Source organism: Paenibacillus massiliensis subsp. panacisoli DSM 21345 (assembly GCF_000426545.1).
GTDB classification, from domain to species: domain Bacteria; phylum Bacillota; class Bacilli; order Paenibacillales; family Paenibacillaceae; genus Paenibacillus; species Paenibacillus panacisoli.
This window is the reverse complement of sequence record NZ_AUFO01000017.1, coordinates 102,785-122,328: the sequence shown is the minus strand read 5'-3', so window position 1 is coordinate 122,328 and position 19,544 is coordinate 102,785. Positions and strand designations below refer to the sequence as shown.

Here is a 19,544-nt window from a genome sequence, read left to right as displayed (position 1 = left end):
TGAATTGTATCACCTTGGCCGTCTGATTAGTCATTCTAGAATTTTTGATGATCTATGCCTGAACATGTCCAGTACATTGACGGCATCTGATTTCATATCGAATGATTTGGAGATCACAGTAGTTAGCGGAAAGCGGGAAAGCCCTAGAGAAACGAAGTGTCTGCCTTTAAGCTCGCTGATCATCTGCTTACAATCCTTATTCAAAAGAACAGCAAGCTTAACAGCAGTCGACAGGGCTCCCCGCTTGCAGCGGCTTTACACGCACATTGACCTAGTCAGAGTATCAGGAATTGCTCTGATCCCGCTTTCCAATACCAAAGACATAATAAGCAATGACCACAAGCGCCATGAACGAAGCACCCACGATGAGCGAGATTCGTGTATCCGGGTTGAAGCACATCCCGATAATGACCAGCACCAGGAAGATGATAATGATGTAGTTGCTGACCGGGAACCATTTAGACTTGAAATTATGGTCCGCCAGCTCCTTGCCCCACTGCTTACGGAATTTGAACTGGCTGATCGCCAGGGCGAACCATGGCATCATACCCGGCAAGACACTTGCACTATAAATATAAAGGAACAGCTTGGAGTCTGGGATCAGGTAGTTCAGCAGTACCCCGATCAACAGCAGGGATAGTGTCACAATGATACTGTTGCGTGGTACTCCGCCCTTGGACAGCTTTCCGAAAAAGCCTGGAGCTTGTCCATTACCCGCGAGCGTATACAGCATACGTCCAGCACTGTAGATACCGCTGTTACAGCCAGACATCGCTGCTGTCAGCACTACAAAGTTGATAATTCCCGCGGCTGCCAGAATTCCGACCTTGGCAAAGGTCAGTACGAACGGGCTTCCTGTCTGACCAACTTCATTCCACGGGTACAGCGTCACCATAACGAAGACGGCACCTACATAGAAAATCAGAATGCGCCAGACGATATTCTTGATTGCTTTACGCAGTGTATATTTAGGATTTTCGGCCTCACCTGCCGTGATTCCGACCATCTCAACTCCCTGATAGGCTGCTGTCACCAGACAGAGCGCGAACAGGAAGCCTTTAAGCCCACCTGGGAAGAACCCGCCATGACTGTACAGATTCGACAGACCGATGGGCTGCCAGCCATTGCCTAAGCCGAAGAAGATCAGACCCGTTCCGATGACGATCATGAACACGATCGCTACAATCTTGATGAGCGCGAACCAAAATTCGAACTCGCCATATAGCTTCACCGCAGCCAGATTGGCTGCTGCAATGATCAACACACCCACCAGCGCTGGAATCCATTGCGGAATATCCGGATACCAGTAGCCGAAATAGATACCGATAGCCGTCACTTCGGCCATCCCCACGGTCACCCACAGGAACCAGTAGCTCCAGGCTGTCAGGAACCCGGCCAGTGGCCCAATATACTTATGTGCGAAGGTGGCGAAGGAGCCTGTGACTGGCTCTTGTATGAGCATTTCTCCCATAATTCGCATCACGAAGAAAATAATAATCCCTGCCAGCATATAAGCCAGCAATACGGATGGGCCTGCCCATTGGATCGCGCTTGCCGAGCCCATGAACAGTCCAACTCCAATTGTGCCTCCCAGGGCAATCAGCTCAATGTGCCTGGGCTTTAATCCTCTCTTTAATTCTTTCGTTTCCAAACGAATTCCCCTTTTCTAATGTCCATCCTTCTATTAGCAGTCCCGCGTTAACGCAATGCAGAATTGCTTCGCCAAATTTTACGCCAATATGACAAGAAATACAATATACAATGTAACATTATGCGGAATATTTTTCGCTGATTCGAATCTTGCTCTTGTATAAGATTAGCAACCGCCACGAACATATACGTATAGTCTAAAAATCCCCAACATAAATAGAACACAAGCATGATCACCATGGATCGTTGCTTGTGCTCCTTTGTACTCACTTATATCCGATTTTGCTCTATGTCTAATCTTCCAAAAGTCCAATCATGCCCAAGTGGTAATTGTCTCTACAGGTAATCGGTAGGATGGATAGCCCTCTTTGCTCGCTTTGCCAATCGAGAGCAGCATGACCGGCTGGAATCGCTCCGCGTCCAGGCCGAAGACCTCCGCGATTCGATCCTTGTCATACCCCGCCATAGGGTTGGTATCGTAGCCGTGGGCGCGAGCTACAAGCATCAGCTGCATCGAAACAAGACCAGAGTCCAGCATGTTAATGTCGCGCAAGGCGGATGCAGTCAGACTTGCATAATACGGCCTTGCCTGCTGCAATTGCATATCCTTGATGTCCTGCGGCATGTAGCCGAGTTCTACTGCTTTATTAAAAATTTCGTCCATGTATTCAACATTGTTAGCGTCGTAAAACACCGCAATAACAGCCGAAGATGTCATAACTTGTGTCTGATTGAAGGAAGCCAGTGGCGCTAGTTTTTCTTTACCTTCGGCGCTATCGATTACAAGGAAACGCCAGGGTTGCATATTAATAGCAGATGGAGCGCGGGAAGCTTCCGCCAGAATTTCGGTCATTTCCTCCCGACTGATTTTCACTTCGGGATCGTACACTTTAACGGAACGACGTTCCAGTACAATTTTGTTGAAGTTGTTTGTTTTGTGGTAGTTGCCTGTAAGGTTGCTCATGCAGGTTTCTCTCCTTTTCGGTTGAGTTTGGAAATGATGTTTCTTATGATTACTAGTAAGAGGGTAAACTATAAAGTATGCTTTATAGCAAGCGCTAAAAAACGGGGTGATGGTCATTAAGATCAGTGAAGTAGCCAAAAGTATTGATCTCCCGATTTCAACGATCCGTTACTATGAGCAAATAGGCATTATCACGGATGAATATGTATTGAGGGATCAAAATAATTATCGGATTTATTCGTCAGACATCATTCATCATCTGAATGTTGTTAAACAATGTTTGGCCGTTGGCTTTTCGATTCAGGAAATCAAATCCATGATCTCGAAAAACGGGATGTCCAAGGATGAGCAAGTAAGCCTGATACAATTAAAAATTGCCGAAATTGAAGCTACTCAACAGCAATTAAATGTCTCAAAGCAAAACCTGTATGACATTCTCAGTGCGAACGTTACTTGCGAAAAAGGGTTTGGGAAAATATGAATGAATACTTATCATTCTGCATTACACGGAGTACAATGATATGCTTCAGCTTCAACGAACGGGGGACGTTACTCATGAATAACAACAGCGGTAGACCAGACTAAGTGATCAAGTCTGGGTCTACCGCTGCTAACTTTAAGGTTCAATCTAATCCTGTATTTTCGCCCAACATCTTGGTACTGCTTGCCGCCTGCTTGCCGTGAGCGTTGCTTCATGCTGTTGATTGCTGCCAAGTAACTTGCTGCGGTGTGAGATACTACAGAGCAATGCCGGCTACACTCTAGGCAGGTTATGGCTATTCCCCCTCATGCCAGAAAGTGCAGCACTGTGGTGGTATCCGATCAGCTAACCATACCTCATTGCCAGCATAATAAAAGGAGACTCCGCTCTCTTGCGCACACTGCGTATCCACTCGCAAAATTACCAGCTCTCCCCTGCGCTTCCCGGCCAGTGTCGCAAAGTGAGTCCCTTCGGACAAGTGCACATATTGACGTCCCATCGGCTTCAGTCCCTCCTTATGAATAGAAGGAAGGGCCTTCTGGTTCGTACCATGGTACAGCACCGCCGGGGGCTGAGTCGCTTCATAACGGACTTTGTCATGACTATGGCCATATCTGGCCCGGATTCGGTCTTCTACAATCTCGAAGCGTTGCTTGTCAGAATTGCGCACGACCTGCTCGATATCCTCCTGACGGACCCATGACCATCCACGCTGAGTCTGGATCGCGCCCAGCAACACCTTGATCGGGCACGAGCCATCCTCCGGGTCAAGGACTACGCCGAACTCCTCTGGCTTATGTCGTAGCAGCAAGCTCATCAGTTTGCTTAAGCTTTTTTCCTTCGCTTGATCTAGCATAATATCACTTCCTATTGGTGGATCTTCACTATCATTAAAGTATTGGAGAGCAGCAGCACATGGCACGCTTCCCCAATACTTATTCTATGCTCTATTATTCCAGCTTCTTCTATTATTCTAGCTTCTTCTATTATCCCAGCATCACGCATCCCCTACAAGCGTGGATCGATCTCCCGTTCTTGAGCCACCTCGAAGAGCAGATTGGCAGCAATATTCCGGTAGGCTTCATGCTCTGGTGTAATATCGGCTAGCGGCACCTCCAGCAACTTCAGCCCGAGCTGATACTCCTGCAGGGAAGAGCGCTGCTTTTGCGCTACATTTTTTTGCTTCAGCAGCTTGCGGTATTTGTGAGGGAACCTATAATCATAGCCGTAAATGATGGACAGGTACTCTGGATTCCGTACCTTCATGTATGGCACAGTCCTTCCGTTCCATTGCTCTGGCTTGATGACGACACCTTCCATATGCTTCTCCATGGTCAGCTTGGCAAAATACTGCTCTGCTTCCTCCAGCGCCGCTGGTGAGCTGAGATCTAGCAGTAGTGACTCATCGTCCGACAGGAAGCGGTACATTTCACTAGTGCTCCAGCTTGGCACTTCTTCTCCGCCATCCGTATAGATCAGCTTCAGCAGTGCGAATGGCTTATACTCGGATTCCGTATCCTGCGCATACAGCTCCAGTTGTTTGCTGTAGGTCCGATAGGCTTCCTCATGGGTGGATAACGGTACATAGTTCTCCTTTATCTGGTGAACGTACTTGTAGTTCTGGTATACGTTTGCTCCGTATTTGTCACTTAACGCTGCCTTGGAGCTGTGATATTGATCCTGCTCGAAGCTGCTCGCTTCATATTCGGCAATCAGCTTATGACAGGCTTCCTCGAAGCCATTCTGCTGCAGGAACGACAGCTCTGTCCCTAGCGCAGCCTCAATCGGCTTGAACTGTCTGTTAATCAGCCCCTCACCAAGAGCACTCCACGGCAGCAGCTCGCCGTCCAGCAGCAGCATGTCAACAGCTTGCTCCTGCATATATCCGCCGAATTTCAACAGTAGCTGGTCATAAATATCGGACATCCCTGCATAATTCACCTTATAGCCGTTACGGCTAACGGCGAAGCACTGCTCCTTGTCCCGGTACAAGTAGACGTTACATCTCGACCCCATGTATTTGGGCTGCAATACCACCTGCTGAACTTCACGCTGCCTGAAATACTCCAGGCCACGCTGCAAGGATTCCAGCTCATTCGTCTCTTCATTCTTGTCTGCCGGGGACATCGTACCTGAGATGTAGTTGATCTTATGGCGTGAGCTATACCGAAGGCGACGAAGCTCTTCTTCACCCAAATCCTGTACCGATACCTTACGCTCCTCCTGAAATACTACCGGCAGCTCCTTAGGGATCACGGCTTGACTGGCCTTCCTGGACTTCAGAAACGGTCTGAACGAGATGCTGACCGAGCTCAGCAGATTGCCATGTACACTACCTGTGTCGATATGCAGCTTATTGCGGATACGGAAGCTACGCTTGGCGGCGATATGTCCGAATACATGGTACGGGTGGTTCTTGACGGCTTCCTCCTGCAAAAAGGCGAGCTGCCCCTCCAGCGGCTCCTCCCGGTCTATACGGAAATTCCGCTGATGCCGGACCGAATTCGCATCCAGCTTTCCTATATACTTGTTGCGACAAGGCGCATGCGTCACATAGAAGGAAGGTCCACCCGAACCCACGTAACGATAGAACGGCTTCGACATGGATACCAGATACTGAAATTTGGCCAACAGCTCAGCATCCTTAAGCAGCACTTGAGTGGATTCAAAATACGAATGGATCAGCTCCTGATCCACTCCCTGCACTTCACCCCGAATGTACTTATCCACGAAGTTCTCATGGTTGCCAAGCACCAGATAGAAGTGCTCACGATTTTCGTACAGGAACTCAATGATCTCCTTCGTGCGTTTTCCTTTATCGATCCAGTCCCCTACCAGCACCAGCTTCGTGTCTTTCAGTGACTCTGGTACTACCAGCTTGCCTCCCTCAAGCTCGCCTACATTAAACTTATATCCGTAATCCAGTAGTAGTCCCTTCAGGTCATCCACGCACTCATGGACGTCTCCTATGATAATGTACTTCTGCTCCTGCGGCAGCACGGTCGCCAGATACTGCTCCATATCCTCAATAACAAAGGTATACTCAGGATTCGCCCTGCCTTCCTCCATCAGATAGAAATCCTTTGCCCGCACTCGATGGATTTTGCCGTATTTCTCCCGGCCCAATGAACCGAGGACCTCTCTTCTCAGCCGATTCATATGGTTGGTAATCAATCGCTTGGAGCGCTCGGACGCGTAATAATCGCTTCGCTGACGATAATCGAACACGATGACTTCAAGATTGTAGTTATTCTGGTGAGCGATCTCCTTGACCTTGGCCCGAAAATCCTCCGACAGCCCTGTCGTGTCCACGATTGCGAACTCGGCATTGATCGGAAAAGACGTCGCCAGCTTCAGCCGCTCGAATAGCAACTGGAAGGCCTGCTCACTTGCCTCCAGCATCACTTGATCATACTTGTCGTAGTCATAGCCCAGGATCTCTTGCCGAATCTGGTCCGAGGACAGATATTGAATGTTGGCCCGAATATTTCGATCAGCATCCGCGAAGCGCAGCCCCGGAATCAGCACCTCCTTGGCAAAGGTCGTCTTGCCGCATTCGGTAGAGCCGATGAGCATGAAGATGGTGTGCATCTTTGTACGAATTTCCATCATCAGGCCTCCTTTCTCTGAAGTATGACACCTTGTGTCGTTGTAATCTGATTAACGCAGTCCCCGATCGCAACAAACTCACCTTGAACATCGAGATTACCAATGATGCCAATCATCCATTGACGGAAGGCCGTCTCTCCCAGCTCCCACTTGTGATCATCGTGCCGGAAACTGCTTAGCTCATAGTACCGATTAAAGTCCGCATTGGGCGTCGTAATAATGAAGCGGTCGAAGTCCACTTGGGCACAGATCTGACGGATCAGCTGCTCCGCCTCCTCCAGACTCATATGCTCAATCACCTCCGTGAGGATGACATCGACCCGCTCTCCGCTATAGTTCTCCAGAAACTGGTCGATCGAGCTGCTGGTCACGATATTCTCTAGTTCACGAGCCTCTGCTTTACGCTTCACCTTTTCGAGTAGCTCTTCATTGATGTCGATGGCATAGTAGCTGTCCTCGATCTTCCCGGCAAAGCTCAGCGCGTAGAAACCCTCCCCACAACCTACGTCCACAATCGCCTTATCGAAGGGCAGCACATTCCCGATATATTGCCTGCGTTGAAGCCCAGTACCCCCATAGGCGAATTGAATATCATACTTGTCTGTTCGTTCCAGCTCAGCCTTGTACCTCCGAAAACGATCCCGAGAAGATAAGAAGTTGCGTACGAACAGACTGCGAATATAGAAGGGTGCATCCATGACGTGAATGCTCTTGATATATTTACTGAGTATGCTATCCGAGATATCTATAAATTCCTTGCCGAATATAGACAGGAACAAGCACAAGACACTGACGGTATGTAGCAACTCATACATGCTCTTCTTGGTCTTTACGGTCAAGGAGTAGCTTTTGTGCGCGAGATGTGTGAGCTCGAAGGTGAAATCCGACAAATGCTTCTCGAAAAAGTGAATATAGCGCTCCAGCTCAACATGAATCATATTGATGTGAAAGGTATGCTCGTAGCCCTCCGTATCAGCTTCGCCTTGTACCTTAAGCGGTGCCGAGAAGAACTCGCTAATCGCATTGAGCGGAAATAATGGCGTGTTATAGCGGGATACATTCAAGTATTCGAAGCTCTCCTGCTCATGCTGCTTATATGAGATTTCATTGTCTGCATCCTTGAAATATACATTGAATGTCTGTGCATCTGTGTACCAGCCATAGGCTATGCCCTTGCGAACCGAGCGCAGTAGCATGCCGGAGTTCGGATTTTTCTTGATCAAAAATGAGAACTGCGGATTGGTGGATGTCACTTGAATAATGGCCATCTTGAATTTCTCCCATCCTATTCGTAAGGTTAGCTGTGCTGTCGCTCCACTGGAGGGAGCTTCGCTGCTGCCTGCCTGATGATGTTAATCTTGGTGATTGTATTGCCTTTATTCTACTTACACGTCCCCCTGCGGAACAGGGTAAAAGTATTACGAAAACTTATAGTACCTTGACCCGATCAAATATGAGTGTAGAGCCGCTGCAAGCGGGGAGCCCTGTCGACCTCTGTTAAGCTTGCTGTTCTTTTGAACGATGATAACTAGCAGATGAACAGCAAGCTTAAAGGCGGCCACTCCGTTTCTCTAGGGCTTCCCCGCTTTCCGCTAACCGCTATCTCTCCAGACCATTCAACATGAAATCAGATTCGGTCAAGGTACTAGAATGAAAGTTGACATAACAAAAGGGGCTGTCCCATAAGTAGATATTCTACTGGCCTGTTGTCTTCTCAAAAGCTTAAACGTCAACAGAGCAGCGATTCTCCCATTATTAGAGAATCGCTGCTCTGTGTTTTTGGTTATTTGCAGCTTGCTTCAATAGATTATGGGCGAGCGAAAGCCAGCCGACCTCCTCTTCTACCGCTTCAATGTCAGCAATCAGGTCGTGTACCTTTTCCTGCAGTTTGGCTTTGTGTTTACTGACTGCATTGCCCCATACAAAACGTATAACGGTTAGCATTAGCCTCGATTTTGGTTCCGTCCACAAAGTACTGCTCTAAAGAAACGTATTTTTCGTCAGCCAGAAACTGAACCACGGCGGTAAATACGACTTCGAGAACACTCTGCATCCGCTGGGAACGGAAGCGGTTCAAGGTACGAAAGTCTGGCCGCTGCCGTCCAGCCAGCCGCATGAAGAGGATGTTCTCCCGCTTGAACAGTGGAGAGGACGGACTGATTGTGGAAAAGCGGCAGCGGTCGCCTTTGTCCCCGGATTTTCACCGCTTAGAAGAATAAATTAAATCTGGGGAGAACAGCGATTGTAACAACGGTCCGTTCACGGAGCGTCCGCCCCAAAAGCCTACGTATATCCTACGTAAAACAAGGCTGACCCAAGCAGCCATTTCATGGCTTTTGAGACAGCCCGTTTTAGGGGTGAGCGTTGGCGAGAGAAATATCAACCAACACCACACATTGCGATGATAGAGCAAAGGTCGAAGCAGAACGCATGTTATTTAGAAAATAGCTGCTCCGCATCGTCCAGTGCCATGCTTTGACCAAGGGAAGAGTAATCCAGCCATTTCTGACCGTCCAGAATGTAGACATGCTTGTCCTTCACGGCCTTCAGGTTCTGCCAGACCGCATTCTGCTCCAATTCCTCGAACTTGGCTTTGGCCTCATTACCTTTGCTGATAATGACAAAGATAGCATCTGCATTGAAATCAGGAAGTACTTCCTTCGAGATGACTTGGTAAGGCTCATCCGCCGAAATATTCTCTACGCCATCCGCCATCTTCAGCTTCAGATCGTCGAACATAATCGGTCCGAGCGGACGCTTGGTTCCCATGACCCGAAGTTCCTTGGCCGTCATACGAATCGTCATGACCTTGGCGTCTTCCCCCAGCTTGCTATGAATCAATTGGCTCACACGCTCGGCCTTGGCATCATAATCCGCGATGTACTGTTCCGCCTTCTCCTCCAGTCCTACGTGCTTCGCAACCTGCTTCAGGTGATCGCGCCACGTCCCATTGTCCATATCAACTACAATGGTCGGTGCAATCTTCTGGAACTTGTCCAGATCCTTCTCCGAGTAGACCTTGTCGATATAGATGACGTCCGGCTGCAAGCCCAGTACCGCTTCCATATCAGGGTCTGTTACAACACCCAGCTTCTCTACTCCCTGCAGTTGATCTGCTACATGGGGCAAGAAGTCCTTCACATCGCCCCCTACAACGGACCCCGCAGGCTTAATGCCCAGGGCCAACAGATTGTTCGTAATATGAATGGACATGGACGCGATCTTGGCATTCGGATCGTGTACGAGATTCTCGGTGCCCTCGCCAGAAGTGTTCGTATTGGAGCTATCAGCAGTCCCCAACGGTTGGGTAGCCTGCGTCGTTGAGCCGGATGACTGACCACAAGCTGCCAGCAGCCCGATCAGCAGAATGGACATAAGCAATAGGGAAATTTTCTTCATGTTGTTCATTACCTCCAGATGTCGTGTTATCACATGGCACTTTTGAAAATAGGAATCTATGCTGCCTTGGACTTGAATAAAAGGTATAAGAAATAGGGACCTCCGATGAGCGCCACGACGACTCCCGCAGGAATGGCGTTTGGCCGAAAAATCCACCTGCCGATCGTATCAGCCGCTACTAGCACGACTAACCCGATCATGGCCGCTATCGGCAGAAAATATCGATGCCGTGGCCCGACCAGTCGCTTGGCGATATGCGGTGCGATCAGGCCGATGAAGCCAATTCCCCCAGTCATGGATACACTGGCACAGGACAGGGCAACGGCCATCGACAGTAGCAGCAGCCGCTCCCGATTCACCGGATTCCCCAAGCTGTAGGAGATCTCATCGCCGAGGGCGAACAGATCCAGCAGCTTCGCACGATAATAGATCAACGGGACCAGCACAGCGATCCATGGCAACAGGGACCACACATGCACCCAGTCTCTTCCCCAGATGCTCCCTGCTAGCCAACGGGCTGCAAACGCATAGGTATCTGGATCCAGCCTCAGGGACAACAGCAGTGTCAGGGCGCTGAAGCCGGCTGCTACCGCGATACCAACGAGGATGAGCCGAATGGGGATGAGACCCTTATGCCGTTCATAGGCGAACAAGAAGATGATCACCGCACAGACCGCGCCCCCCATGAACGTGAATATCGGAATGAGCAAGGCTGCAGGCCCCTCCATCGTTCGAAAAAAAGAAACGAACACAATCAGCCCAAGAGCAGCCCCATTATTAATCCCGAGGATGCCAGGGTCAGCAAGTGCATTGCGTGTCGCGCCCTGAAAGACCGCACCTGCGATCCCAAGACCAATCCCGGCGAGCACAGTGACCAAAATACGCGGCAGGCGATAATCAAACAAAATCATCTGCTCTGTCGGAGAGCCTCCTCCGAGCAGGGTCCTCCACACCTCCAGAGGCGATAATGCAATCGTTCCTGTGTTGAGGCCGATGAGAATAGCGCCTATCGCTGCAGCACAGCAAATGGCACCAATGAGCAGCACCCTGCGTTTCTTGTGCTGAGCCAGCTGATACGGATTCATGCTCATAGCTCCCTCCTTTCTTTGCGGGAAAGATACAGGAAGAAGGGGACCCCGACCATAGCTACCATAGCGCCAATAGCGAACTCTCGAGGAGGGCTCACCATACGGGAAGCAAAGTCAGCCAGCACAAGCAGGATTCCGCCAAGCAGAGCTGAGAAGGGAATCAGTACACGATAGTCCACGCCTACGAGCCTCCGGGCAATGTGTGGGACGACCAGCCCCACAAAGGCGATGGAGCCAGCTACAGACACTGAGGCTCCTGCTAGTATCACGGCAGCGGTCAATCCCAGTAATCTGACGCGATTCACATGTACACCCAGATTGACTGCTGATTCATCCCCAAGCGACATGAACGTGACCGAGCGGCCCATCAGAATGGACCACAGAATGGTCACTGCGACAATGGGGGTGAACCAGCGTAGCTGCTCCCAGGTCACGCCAGCCACTCCTCCTGCATACCAGAAGGCAAGATCCTGGCTAAGTTCAAAATAGATCGCCACCCCTGTACTTAGTGCATGCAGAATCGCAGCCACCACGGAGCCTGCAATCGTCAGACGCAGTGTCGTCATCCCCCCAGGCTGGGATAGCCCCAGCAATACAATGAACACCGTCGTCAGCGCTGCACCCGCGAAGGAGAACAGGATGAGTCCTCCATAAGACAATCCTGGTAGGAAAGCAAAGCATAAAGCCACCGCGAAGGCTGATCCTGCATTGACTCCCAGAATACCGCTATCGGCTAGTGGATTACGGGTGACCCCCTGCATAAGAGCCCCTGCTACGGCAAAAGCCATACCGCTGAATACAGCACCCAGCACACGCGGCAACCTGAGCTCATGTATGATCTGATGGGCACTGATCGCTTCGTTGTAGTGAAACACCGCTGCCCACACTGTACTTAGAGTTAATTCCTTCGCACCAAAGGAGATGGCCATGAACATCGTTATCAGCAATCCTGCCATGGCAGCCATGAACCACATGCAGGTCATCCATCGTTTGGTCTTTTTCATCATATTGGGGAGCTGCATGCCTCCTTTTCACGAATTGAACATGATAATCATTATCATATAAAATTATTATAATTGGAACGCTCTATTATTCCATGACAATTTTATAGATTCGGCTTTGGACTATTTTTAGATCAGCATACACCAATAGGGTCATTTCTATTATTCACTCAGACTGGGAGACTGACACAGCAGCTGTGACGCTTCCTCCAGTTGTTGATTGATCACAAATGGAGCATACACGAGCCACTTGTCCCACTTCAGAAAATAGACACGCCCATGCCTGACCGCCGGATGTCCGCGCCAGTAAGGATTGCTATGCTGCCACTCCAATACTCGCTGCTTATCTTGTTCTGTCTCTATTGCGACGAATAGATAGTCAGCCTCATAGTGCCGAATGTCATCCGGAGTCATTGCAATCCAGTTGAAATGCGATCCAGCCGGGTGCTTGTCAAGCTGCTGCTGAATGCGAACAGGGGGCTGCATCTGTAAAGAGCGATAAAATACGTGACCGAAATTTCGCGCACCATACATTCGAAGCTCATGCTCACGGCAGACACAGATCGCAACGGTGCCAGAGCCTGCCCTTGAGCGCACTTTTTTGCGAAGCTGCTCAGCTCTGGCTTCATGATGCTCCATCCACAACTTTGCCTGCTGCTCCCGATCCACAAGGCTCGCAATGCTCATCAAGTGGCTGTACACGTCCGCGCTGGTCCATGGGATGGCAATGATGGGAGCAATATCGTTAATATGCTCCTTCGCTTTGTCCAGCACATTGTCCTTACACACGATCAGGTCCGGCTTCATAGCTAGAAAATCCTCCCGGCTGATATTCCATGGATCAGAGGCATGCTCCGGCAGGTTTAGACTCTGGGTAACAAGGGGCATGTGACTGTGCATTTGGGCAGCCATCGGCTTCAGCCCAAGTGTAAACAGATGATCTGTGTAAGCCGATGATAACGAGATTAGATTCAAATGCTTCTTCTGCGGAAAAATACTGGGAGAGTACCCACTGGTCTCTTTAAATCGTCTGCTAAAATAAAATTCATCTCTGTAACCGACCTTCGCTGCAATATTTTGAACGGAATGGTCTGTCTGCAGCAGCATCTCTTTGGCCTTATTCATTCGTAGCTGGGTTAAATAAACCACTGGCGTCTTACCATAAGAACGCTTGAACACCTGAGAGTAATAGGAAGGGTGAAGCTGCGCCAGCTCTGCAAGCTTCTCGATACGCACATCCTCGCGATAATACTCATGCATGTAATCGACGGTTGCCCTGAGCCGCTGCTCCATATCCTTCCACTCACGCGACTCCGCCGCTCTTAGCAGCTCTGCCAGCAAATCATGCAAATGCTGCGGGACTATATACGGATTCAGGCTCTCATAACCAGACTTGACTGAGCTCAACACATGCAGTAGCCTTCTGAAGCGACCTCCTCCCATGGGAAGCTGTCCCTCCACAGGAAAGCTATGATCTCGATGATATTGTCGTGTCTCTTCTGTGCTCTCCATTAATCTATAAATATCGAACGATATCCAGTACACCTCGATCTTGGCATTCACAGAACCAATGAGGTGTACGCCCGTATCGGGAACATATAGATGCAAAGACTCGCGCTCCAGACTTCGTGTCATCCCGTGAACAGTTAGTTCGGCTTTCCCGCGAACATACAGCAACAGATGGTGCTTCAACGGTCGTCCATCAGCCCAGTCGGGAGCTCCCTTCGCCTGACCAATCTCCTCAATCTCTAACCTGGCTTTCTTCAAAAAGTTATTATTTTGTAGCGGTATCTGCATGTCGGTGCAGCCCCCTTACGAACCATCTCTCAGCCTATGTATAGAAGCCAACCGCCGTATCCGAAGAAAACACTACCCTAGGGTAGTGTTTATGGACGAATATGTGTAATTCTTCACCATAAGCTCAAAATGACGGTTGCCCACTGATAATCAATATCAATTATACGATCGCAACTTCAGGAAGTCTATAGGTATCAATGACTTTTGCTTATTGCGCTAATTCCTGCTTAATCAGGTCATAACCCTGCTGCTCCTTGTCTACTGCATTTTCCTTAAAATGATCTTCGAAATACTCCTTGGCAGGATACTTGGTGATCTCCCCACCGTTCTCTACCAGATAGTACAGAGTATACGCGAAATCACCCGCATTATTGGTGTCCAGCTCAATCTGCATGGGGGCATTAACTCGTGTCGTCTGCTTATACTCCGCCTCCATTTCCTTCAAATATCCCTCCATCGTTGTCTCTGCTCTAGCCTGATCTGCATCATTCTTGATCTCAGCAATAGCCTTCTTCATGCCTTGAATCAGCGGACTATCCTCTGGATGTCTGATCAAAGTCATGTCCACCTCTACGTTCGCATCAATGAATGTGGCTGTACCCTGCTTCTGTTCATTACTGAATGCAACCGTGAAGTTCTCCAATTTGTTAATATCGCTGTTGTATATAGACGAATACAAATCTTGAATATCCTTAAATATAGTCTTGCCCTGCTCAGTCGATAGACTGGTGGCGTTGTTGGTGATCTGCTCATTCAAGGCTTGCTGCCCATTGGACTCCTGTGGCTCATTCGTTTGTGGCTTGTCATTGCCTCCGTCCATACAGCCGCCTAGCAGGGCGCCAGCACATATTACGGCCATAAGTACAGTAACATACCTCTTGGATTGCTTCACATAAATCTCCTCTTTCAGTGTCAATTTTCATGTCTGTGAAATGCTGAGCAGAAAGCACAAAACCCTGAGACATTTGTCTAGGGTTTCATGCTTTCCCACATTAACCACTTATATATTAGTTAGGCATGTAAAATTCCGCTTTTTCGCCCGCATAGACAACATTCGTTTTTTTGACTTTTACGTTGGAATGCTCGGTATACTTGATCACACTGCCGTCCCCGTAGGTCACCAGCGCCACATGGCTTGTATCGGTTCTGGACAGAATGCTTCCGGCATTAACCTTGTTTTGCTTGGTTTGCTTGTAAAAGTACCCCTTATCGACCATATACGGAACTACGCCGCCGTTATTGTAGTAGCCTGTCCGCATCCAGTTAATTCCTGCATAAGAGCCTGCTTTGGGACTAGGATGCCATTTGCCGGCCTTGTCCACGGGGAATCCGCCAGCCCGCAGGGCTTTGGATACAAAGTTAGCACAATCGCTTCCCATATTGTTCGCTTTGGAGAATTCCGGCTCATCCAGACCATGGTCGAGAGCGTAGTCCCTTGCTGCAATCCGATCATAGCTGACGGCCGCCTTCATCACCTGGCTAAGCTGATTCGTACTTGAAATCGCACTTTGAATGGACTGTCTTCCTAGCTCGCTAGCAGAGGATTCATCCAGCGTCTCTGCTGGCTTGACAGGCGTGAGAATCGCCTCCTCCTCCGTTATATCCGCACGATGGAACAGCTCATAGGAGCTATTTTCGTCGAACGAGGACAGGCTGTTCGTGTTAAGCTCGTTGCCACTATCCAGTTGGATTCTATAAAGGAAGGCTGACGGTGAAGGCGTATTATAATAAGGCTCCACCTCTTGCAGGAAATTGTCTATTTCAAGTTGAGCAAGCTCCCTCTCGCTATCCTCTGTTACTTCGGCAAGGGCTGCTTCCATCCCTTGAACATAAGGGCTATCAGCCGGATGTCTAGTCAAGGTCATATCAGCGTCTACATTCAGATCTATGTAGATCATATGGTCTTCCACAACGGGTGCTTCGAATGTTGCAGAGAAATTATCAAGCTTGTACACGCTTCCATACTTAGCCTGCAATTGCTCCTTGATATCCGCAAGGATTCTTTCCTGCTGCTCCAGAGTCAAGCTACTACTGATCACCTCTGTTTGTTCAACTACCGGGGTTACTGCCCGGCCCAGAAGCTCGTTGCTGCCTTGCGCCGAAGCGGCTGGGTGAAAAGCCACCAGCATGGTAGAAGCTACAGCAAGTGCTATCATTTGCTTTTTCACAATGAAGAACCTCCTCTTTGAGAATAGGGAATGCAAGATGGGACTGACGCTCTACATGCTCTAATACGCCCGAACGGAAAGCTCGTAAGGCTCATATCCACCACCCGTGTTCGACACAACCCGTACAAGATAAGTCTGATCTTTGCTAGCAGGAGTAAAAGTGCTGAGAACTCTCCAATTATTCGAGGAAGAAGTCTGGCCCGTAGCTACTACCTTATTACTGGCGTCGTAGATTTTGACAGTCATTCCTACCTTGTCCTCATCCAACAGCCAGTATCGGATCGTGCTTCCATCCTTCACCTCATAATTAAAGGTAGATTCGGTCTCTCCTTCATAATCCAGATAAGAGCTCTCATCAAAATAAAGCTTCTGAAGCGTGATATCGCCGATTCCGGAAGTACTTCTCAGTTCCTGCATCGAGAGCGGGCTCTTGGCCTCAGAGGCAAAGCCAGCAGTTGGAACCAGCAACAGTGAGGTTACAGCAGTCATCAAGACTAACCATTTCTTGTTCATTTCTAACACCCTCCTAATTAGTAAAATTTTAAAGTAATTTCAATAATATGAATTATACTTCTCATAAATATAAGACGTAGAAGACCCCGATTTACAACACCCTGGATAACAAATATGTAAAATTATTCATCCGTTATTACTAGATCTCTTGCTTACTGAGGTTACAGGGTGCTGTATACTCGTCCTCTCCCTCTCACAACACACCTTATATAGCAGTCTCCTTCGAGCTCGGGTTAAATAGGTCTGGATATTGCGAGATGGTATATTCATGAGCTGCGCCATCTCTTGATCCTTGAGCTCTAATTGATATTTGTACGCTAGCAATTGCTGATCTCTTGCCGACAGTCCTTCCAGGGCTCTACCAAGCTCTTCATAGCTTTCCTTGTCTACACAGCTTTCCTCCGGTGTGGCTTCAGAGGCAGCCAACAGCTCAGCCATATTCTCTACTCCTGCGATATTCCGCTGCTTATCGCGGATATGTCTGCGAATGAAGTCTACACATACGCTCTTGATCGTATGTGAGATATAGGATGTTCTTCTAGAGACATCAAGTGAACGCAGAATAGAGGCCTTGGGCAACAATTTCATAAATCCATCATGGATAAGATCTTCAACGATATACACATCCTTCACAAAGGATTGTGCCTTTTTTCTCATATAAGGATAGTATTGCTGATACAATTCCGTCATAAAAAGCTGATCCTCCATACGAGCTCTAGCAAAAATGGATAGAACAATCATGTTACCCCTCCATTTTACAAGATTTGGTTTCTTCTCAGTGGATTTTATGGAATATTATGTTTCTATTTATACCATACTGGAAAAATGTTTTAATTTCAATCCATATGTAAATATTTATAAAAATACCAAAAGAGCCGTAATCTCTTACAGCTCTTCTGTGGTGTCCCCATATGGTATATCACTGCTATTTTCCCAAATGTATAGCTACACCCTAGCTACTTCGCATCAGCCATAGGTCGCAGCTGCAGATCAGAGGTGAAGAACAGCTTGTATATCAATACGCTGAGGAGAATGCTGGTTACAGCAGCAGCGCAGGTGAAGGAGAAGACAATCAGAATCTGATACCGTACGGCAATCACTGGATCGGTTCCGGCGATGATCATTCCTGTCATCATCCCGGGAAGCTGGACTAATCCCACGGTCTTCATCCCGTCAATTGTCGGAATCATGCTGAATTTTACAGCACGTTTTCGGACCCCCTGCAGGGCTTGCTGAGCCGTTGCCCCTAGTGATAGTAACGTCTCAATCTCTCCCTTGCTCTGCTGAATCTGGCTCTTGAGATGGTTAATGAACAGGCCCGAGACAATCATGGAGCTACCGATGGTCATGCCGCTAATTGGAATGATGTACTGGGGCGTCGGGTCAATAATACCAAGTCCTAATAGAATACTCATCATAAGCACCTCACTCACCGTTATGGCCAGTGCGATCCGCCAGACGATACCGTGCAAGCCCTTGCCGCGCTTGGCAGCATTCCAGGAGGCAACGCAGATCATGAAGATGACAATAAGCACGATATACGCAAGATGGTCGGTCTGGAAAATAAACTGCAGCACGTAGCCGACTGCCAGCAGTTGTATCGCTGAGCGCAATGTACCAACCGCAATGTCCTTCTCCAGGCCAAGCCGCTGCCACACAGAGACTAGCATGGTGCCCACAATGAACAGCAGCGTGAAGCTGAGGGACAGTAGACTCATGATATGCCCTCGCTGTCTGCGTACTCCAGAACTCTCCGCGCCAATGCTTCAGGGGGATGCTGAACCAGTTCGTGGCTAGGCTGCTCCATTAGCATTCCCTGATTCAGAAACCATGCGGTACTACTAATTCGTCCAGCCTGCTCCAGATCATGTGTAACCCATATGTAAGAGGTACCTTCGGTGGTATGCCAATACTGCAGAAGCTCTTCAATCTTTTGCGTGCTGCTGACGTCGAGTGAGGCTGTAATCTCATCCAATAACAGGACTTCCGGACGCAGCAAGAGCGAACGAATCAAGGAAATGCGCTGCTTCTCTCCTCCAGAGCAATCCTCGGCACGCTTGTCGAGATCCATGCCCCCCAGACCACAACGGTCCAAAAGCTGACGCACAAGCTTGGCATCGTACGCCGTTCCGTGCAGTCGGCTGACCGTTCTGAGGTTGTCCTCTACACTGCCTGGCAGCATAATGGCCTGTTGAGCCACATAACATACCTTCTGGCGCCATTGCCGTGTGTGCATACTGGTGCAGGAGTGGCCTTTCAGCAATAGCTCTCCTCCATCAGCAGGCTCCAGCAGAGCCAGCATCCTTAGCAGTGTACTCTTGCCCTGACCAGATGCTCCAACCAGAGCAATTCGATCCGGCTGAGCAATCGCAGTCGACAGATCCAAGACGATATAGCGATCAGCTACCTCCTCTCCTCCCTTTTTCCAATGTCGCTTGCGTAGATGACGTATTTCAAATAAAGGGTGCAATTCCTTTCCTCCCTTGACCCGTGAGTCGTCGTGTATGTATGTTCCCGGTGCAATGTTACTCTTCATACGGCTAGAGACAAGCATTCAGAGCTTCATCAATCACCGTGAAGAAAATAGAAATGATTCGCCGACCTATTATACCACGATCATGAAGGGTGCTTTTTTCAAAAATATCAGCGAGATCCTCTGTATGTATCAAGGTTCTTCTATATATACGAAGGACCTCTATACATACCATGAACCTTCTATTAGACCAAGTACCTTCTATACATACCAAAGAAGATTCTATACTTTCCTAAGTAAAGGCATGGCCCATTGGCGCGTATAATTGGTGTTGAGAAGGGAGGTGTGTCCTGTTACGCAAAATATTGTAAGCGCTTAATTTGGTTTATTTTAAAATTATT

Annotated in this window: 16 protein-coding genes and 1 pseudogene; 1 reads left to right on the top strand and 16 read right to left on the bottom strand. The window is 48.7% G+C overall.

Annotated elements, in window-relative coordinates; translation table 11 throughout:
* Positions 1-283: 283 nt before the first annotated feature.
* Together K331_RS0114795 and K331_RS0114790 are read right to left on the bottom strand one after the other, a co-directional pair.
* Entirely contained in the window at positions 284-1,651 is a 1,368-nt protein-coding gene (locus K331_RS0114795) for an amino acid permease (RefSeq protein ID WP_028590912.1), read from the bottom strand.
* 312 nt (positions 1,652-1,963) lie between these two features.
* On the bottom strand, positions 1,964-2,614 hold the full coding sequence (locus tag K331_RS0114790; protein WP_028590911.1) for a nitroreductase family protein: 651 nt from the start codon (positions 2,612-2,614) through the stop codon (positions 1,964-1,966).
* 109 nt (positions 2,615-2,723) lie between these two features.
* On the opposite strand from K331_RS0114790, the gene K331_RS0114785 reads away from it, so the two are divergent.
* Positions 2,724-3,095: a helix-turn-helix domain-containing protein gene (locus K331_RS0114785; protein WP_028590910.1), complete on the top strand. Its 372-nt coding sequence runs from the start codon at positions 2,724-2,726 to the stop codon at positions 3,093-3,095.
* Between the two features lie 295 nt (positions 3,096-3,390).
* Here the strand turns inward: K331_RS0114785 and K331_RS0114780 are convergent, their stop codons facing one another.
* From K331_RS0114780 to K331_RS0114715, 14 genes and pseudogenes are all read right to left on the bottom strand, one after another.
* Positions 3,391-3,951, bottom strand: a complete 561-nt coding sequence (locus K331_RS0114780; protein ID WP_028590909.1) for an RNA 2'-phosphotransferase — start codon at positions 3,949-3,951, stop codon at positions 3,391-3,393.
* Between the two features lie 152 nt (positions 3,952-4,103).
* Positions 4,104-6,704 carry a metallophosphoesterase gene (locus K331_RS0114775; protein WP_028590908.1) on the bottom strand — a complete coding sequence of 867 codons (2,601 nt, stop codon included), beginning with the start codon at positions 6,702-6,704 and terminating at the stop codon, positions 4,104-4,106.
* Between the two features lie 2 nt (positions 6,705-6,706).
* Positions 6,707-7,972 carry a class I SAM-dependent methyltransferase gene (locus tag K331_RS0114770; protein ID WP_028590907.1) on the bottom strand — a complete coding sequence of 422 codons (1,266 nt, stop codon included), beginning with the start codon at positions 7,970-7,972 and terminating at the stop codon, positions 6,707-6,709.
* Between the two features lie 565 nt (positions 7,973-8,537).
* A pseudogene (locus K331_RS31480) lies at positions 8,538-8,838 on the bottom strand (transposase); the annotation flags it as partial.
* A 299-nt stretch (positions 8,839-9,137) separates the two neighbouring features.
* Positions 9,138-10,103 (bottom strand): ABC transporter substrate-binding protein, encoded by a 966-nt coding sequence (locus K331_RS0114760; RefSeq protein ID WP_028590905.1) that lies wholly within the window; start codon positions 10,101-10,103, stop codon positions 9,138-9,140.
* A gap of 56 nt (positions 10,104-10,159) precedes the next feature.
* Positions 10,160-11,194, bottom strand: a complete 1,035-nt coding sequence (locus K331_RS0114755; protein WP_084165480.1) for a FecCD family ABC transporter permease — start codon at positions 11,192-11,194, stop codon at positions 10,160-10,162.
* Positions 11,191-12,174, bottom strand: coding sequence for a FecCD family ABC transporter permease (locus tag K331_RS0114750; RefSeq protein WP_404821491.1), 984 nt, complete (start codon positions 12,172-12,174; stop codon positions 11,191-11,193). Before K331_RS0114750 ends, K331_RS0114755 begins: the two co-directional genes overlap by 4 nt.
* A 180-nt stretch (positions 12,175-12,354) precedes the next feature.
* Positions 12,355-13,989, bottom strand: a complete 1,635-nt coding sequence (locus K331_RS0114745; protein ID WP_028590902.1) for a helix-turn-helix domain-containing protein — start codon at positions 13,987-13,989, stop codon at positions 12,355-12,357.
* 208 nt (positions 13,990-14,197) lie between these two features.
* Entirely contained in the window at positions 14,198-14,881 is a 684-nt protein-coding gene (locus tag K331_RS0114740) for a hypothetical protein (protein ID WP_028590901.1), read from the bottom strand.
* A gap of 115 nt (positions 14,882-14,996) precedes the next feature.
* Entirely contained in the window at positions 14,997-16,157 is a 1,161-nt protein-coding gene (locus tag K331_RS29645; protein ID WP_051289849.1) for an amidase domain-containing protein, read from the bottom strand.
* A gap of 60 nt (positions 16,158-16,217) precedes the next feature.
* On the bottom strand, positions 16,218-16,670 hold the full coding sequence (locus K331_RS0114730; RefSeq protein WP_028590900.1) for a hypothetical protein: 453 nt from the start codon (positions 16,668-16,670) through the stop codon (positions 16,218-16,220).
* A 126-nt stretch (positions 16,671-16,796) separates the two neighbouring features.
* Positions 16,797-17,411: an RNA polymerase sigma factor gene (locus K331_RS0114725; RefSeq protein ID WP_028590899.1), complete on the bottom strand. Its 615-nt coding sequence runs from the start codon at positions 17,409-17,411 to the stop codon at positions 16,797-16,799.
* A 215-nt stretch (positions 17,412-17,626) separates the two neighbouring features.
* Positions 17,627-18,388 (bottom strand): ABC transporter permease, encoded by a 762-nt coding sequence (locus K331_RS0114720; protein WP_028590898.1) that lies wholly within the window; start codon positions 18,386-18,388, stop codon positions 17,627-17,629.
* Complete coding sequence (locus K331_RS0114715; protein ID WP_028590897.1) at positions 18,385-19,140, bottom strand: ABC transporter ATP-binding protein; 756 nt, start codon at positions 19,138-19,140, stop codon at positions 18,385-18,387. Before K331_RS0114715 ends, K331_RS0114720 begins: the two co-directional genes overlap by 4 nt.
* Positions 19,141-19,544 lie beyond the last annotated feature (404 nt).

Coding starts and splice junctions, on each gene's coding strand:
- K331_RS0114720 (WP_028590898.1), bottom strand. CDS start 18,388: ATGAGTCTACTGTCCCTCAGCTTCACGCTGCTGTTCATTGTGGGCACC.
- K331_RS0114785 (WP_028590910.1), top strand. CDS start 2,724: ATGGTCATTAAGATCAGTGAAGTAGCCAAAAGTATTGATCTCCCGATT.
- K331_RS0114775 (WP_028590908.1), bottom strand. CDS start 6,704: ATGGAAATTCGTACAAAGATGCACACCATCTTCATGCTCATCGGCTCT.
- K331_RS0114760 (WP_028590905.1), bottom strand. CDS start 10,103: ATGAAGAAAATTTCCCTATTGCTTATGTCCATTCTGCTGATCGGGCTG.
- K331_RS0114725 (WP_028590899.1), bottom strand. CDS start 17,411: ATGATTGTTCTATCCATTTTTGCTAGAGCTCGTATGGAGGATCAGCTT.
- K331_RS0114790 (WP_028590911.1), bottom strand. CDS start 2,614: ATGAGCAACCTTACAGGCAACTACCACAAAACAAACAACTTCAACAAA.
- K331_RS0114750 (WP_404821491.1), bottom strand. CDS start 12,174: ATGACCTGCATGTGGTTCATGGCTGCCATGGCAGGATTGCTGATAACG.
- K331_RS0114780 (WP_028590909.1), bottom strand. CDS start 3,951: ATGCTAGATCAAGCGAAGGAAAAAAGCTTAAGCAAACTGATGAGCTTG.
- K331_RS0114745 (WP_028590902.1), bottom strand. CDS start 13,989: ATGCAGATACCGCTACAAAATAATAACTTTTTGAAGAAAGCCAGGTTA.
- K331_RS0114770 (WP_028590907.1), bottom strand. CDS start 7,972: ATGGCCATTATTCAAGTGACATCCACCAATCCGCAGTTCTCATTTTTG.
- K331_RS0114730 (WP_028590900.1), bottom strand. CDS start 16,670: ATGAACAAGAAATGGTTAGTCTTGATGACTGCTGTAACCTCACTGTTG.
- K331_RS0114755 (WP_084165480.1), bottom strand. CDS start 11,194: ATGAGCATGAATCCGTATCAGCTGGCTCAGCACAAGAAACGCAGGGTG.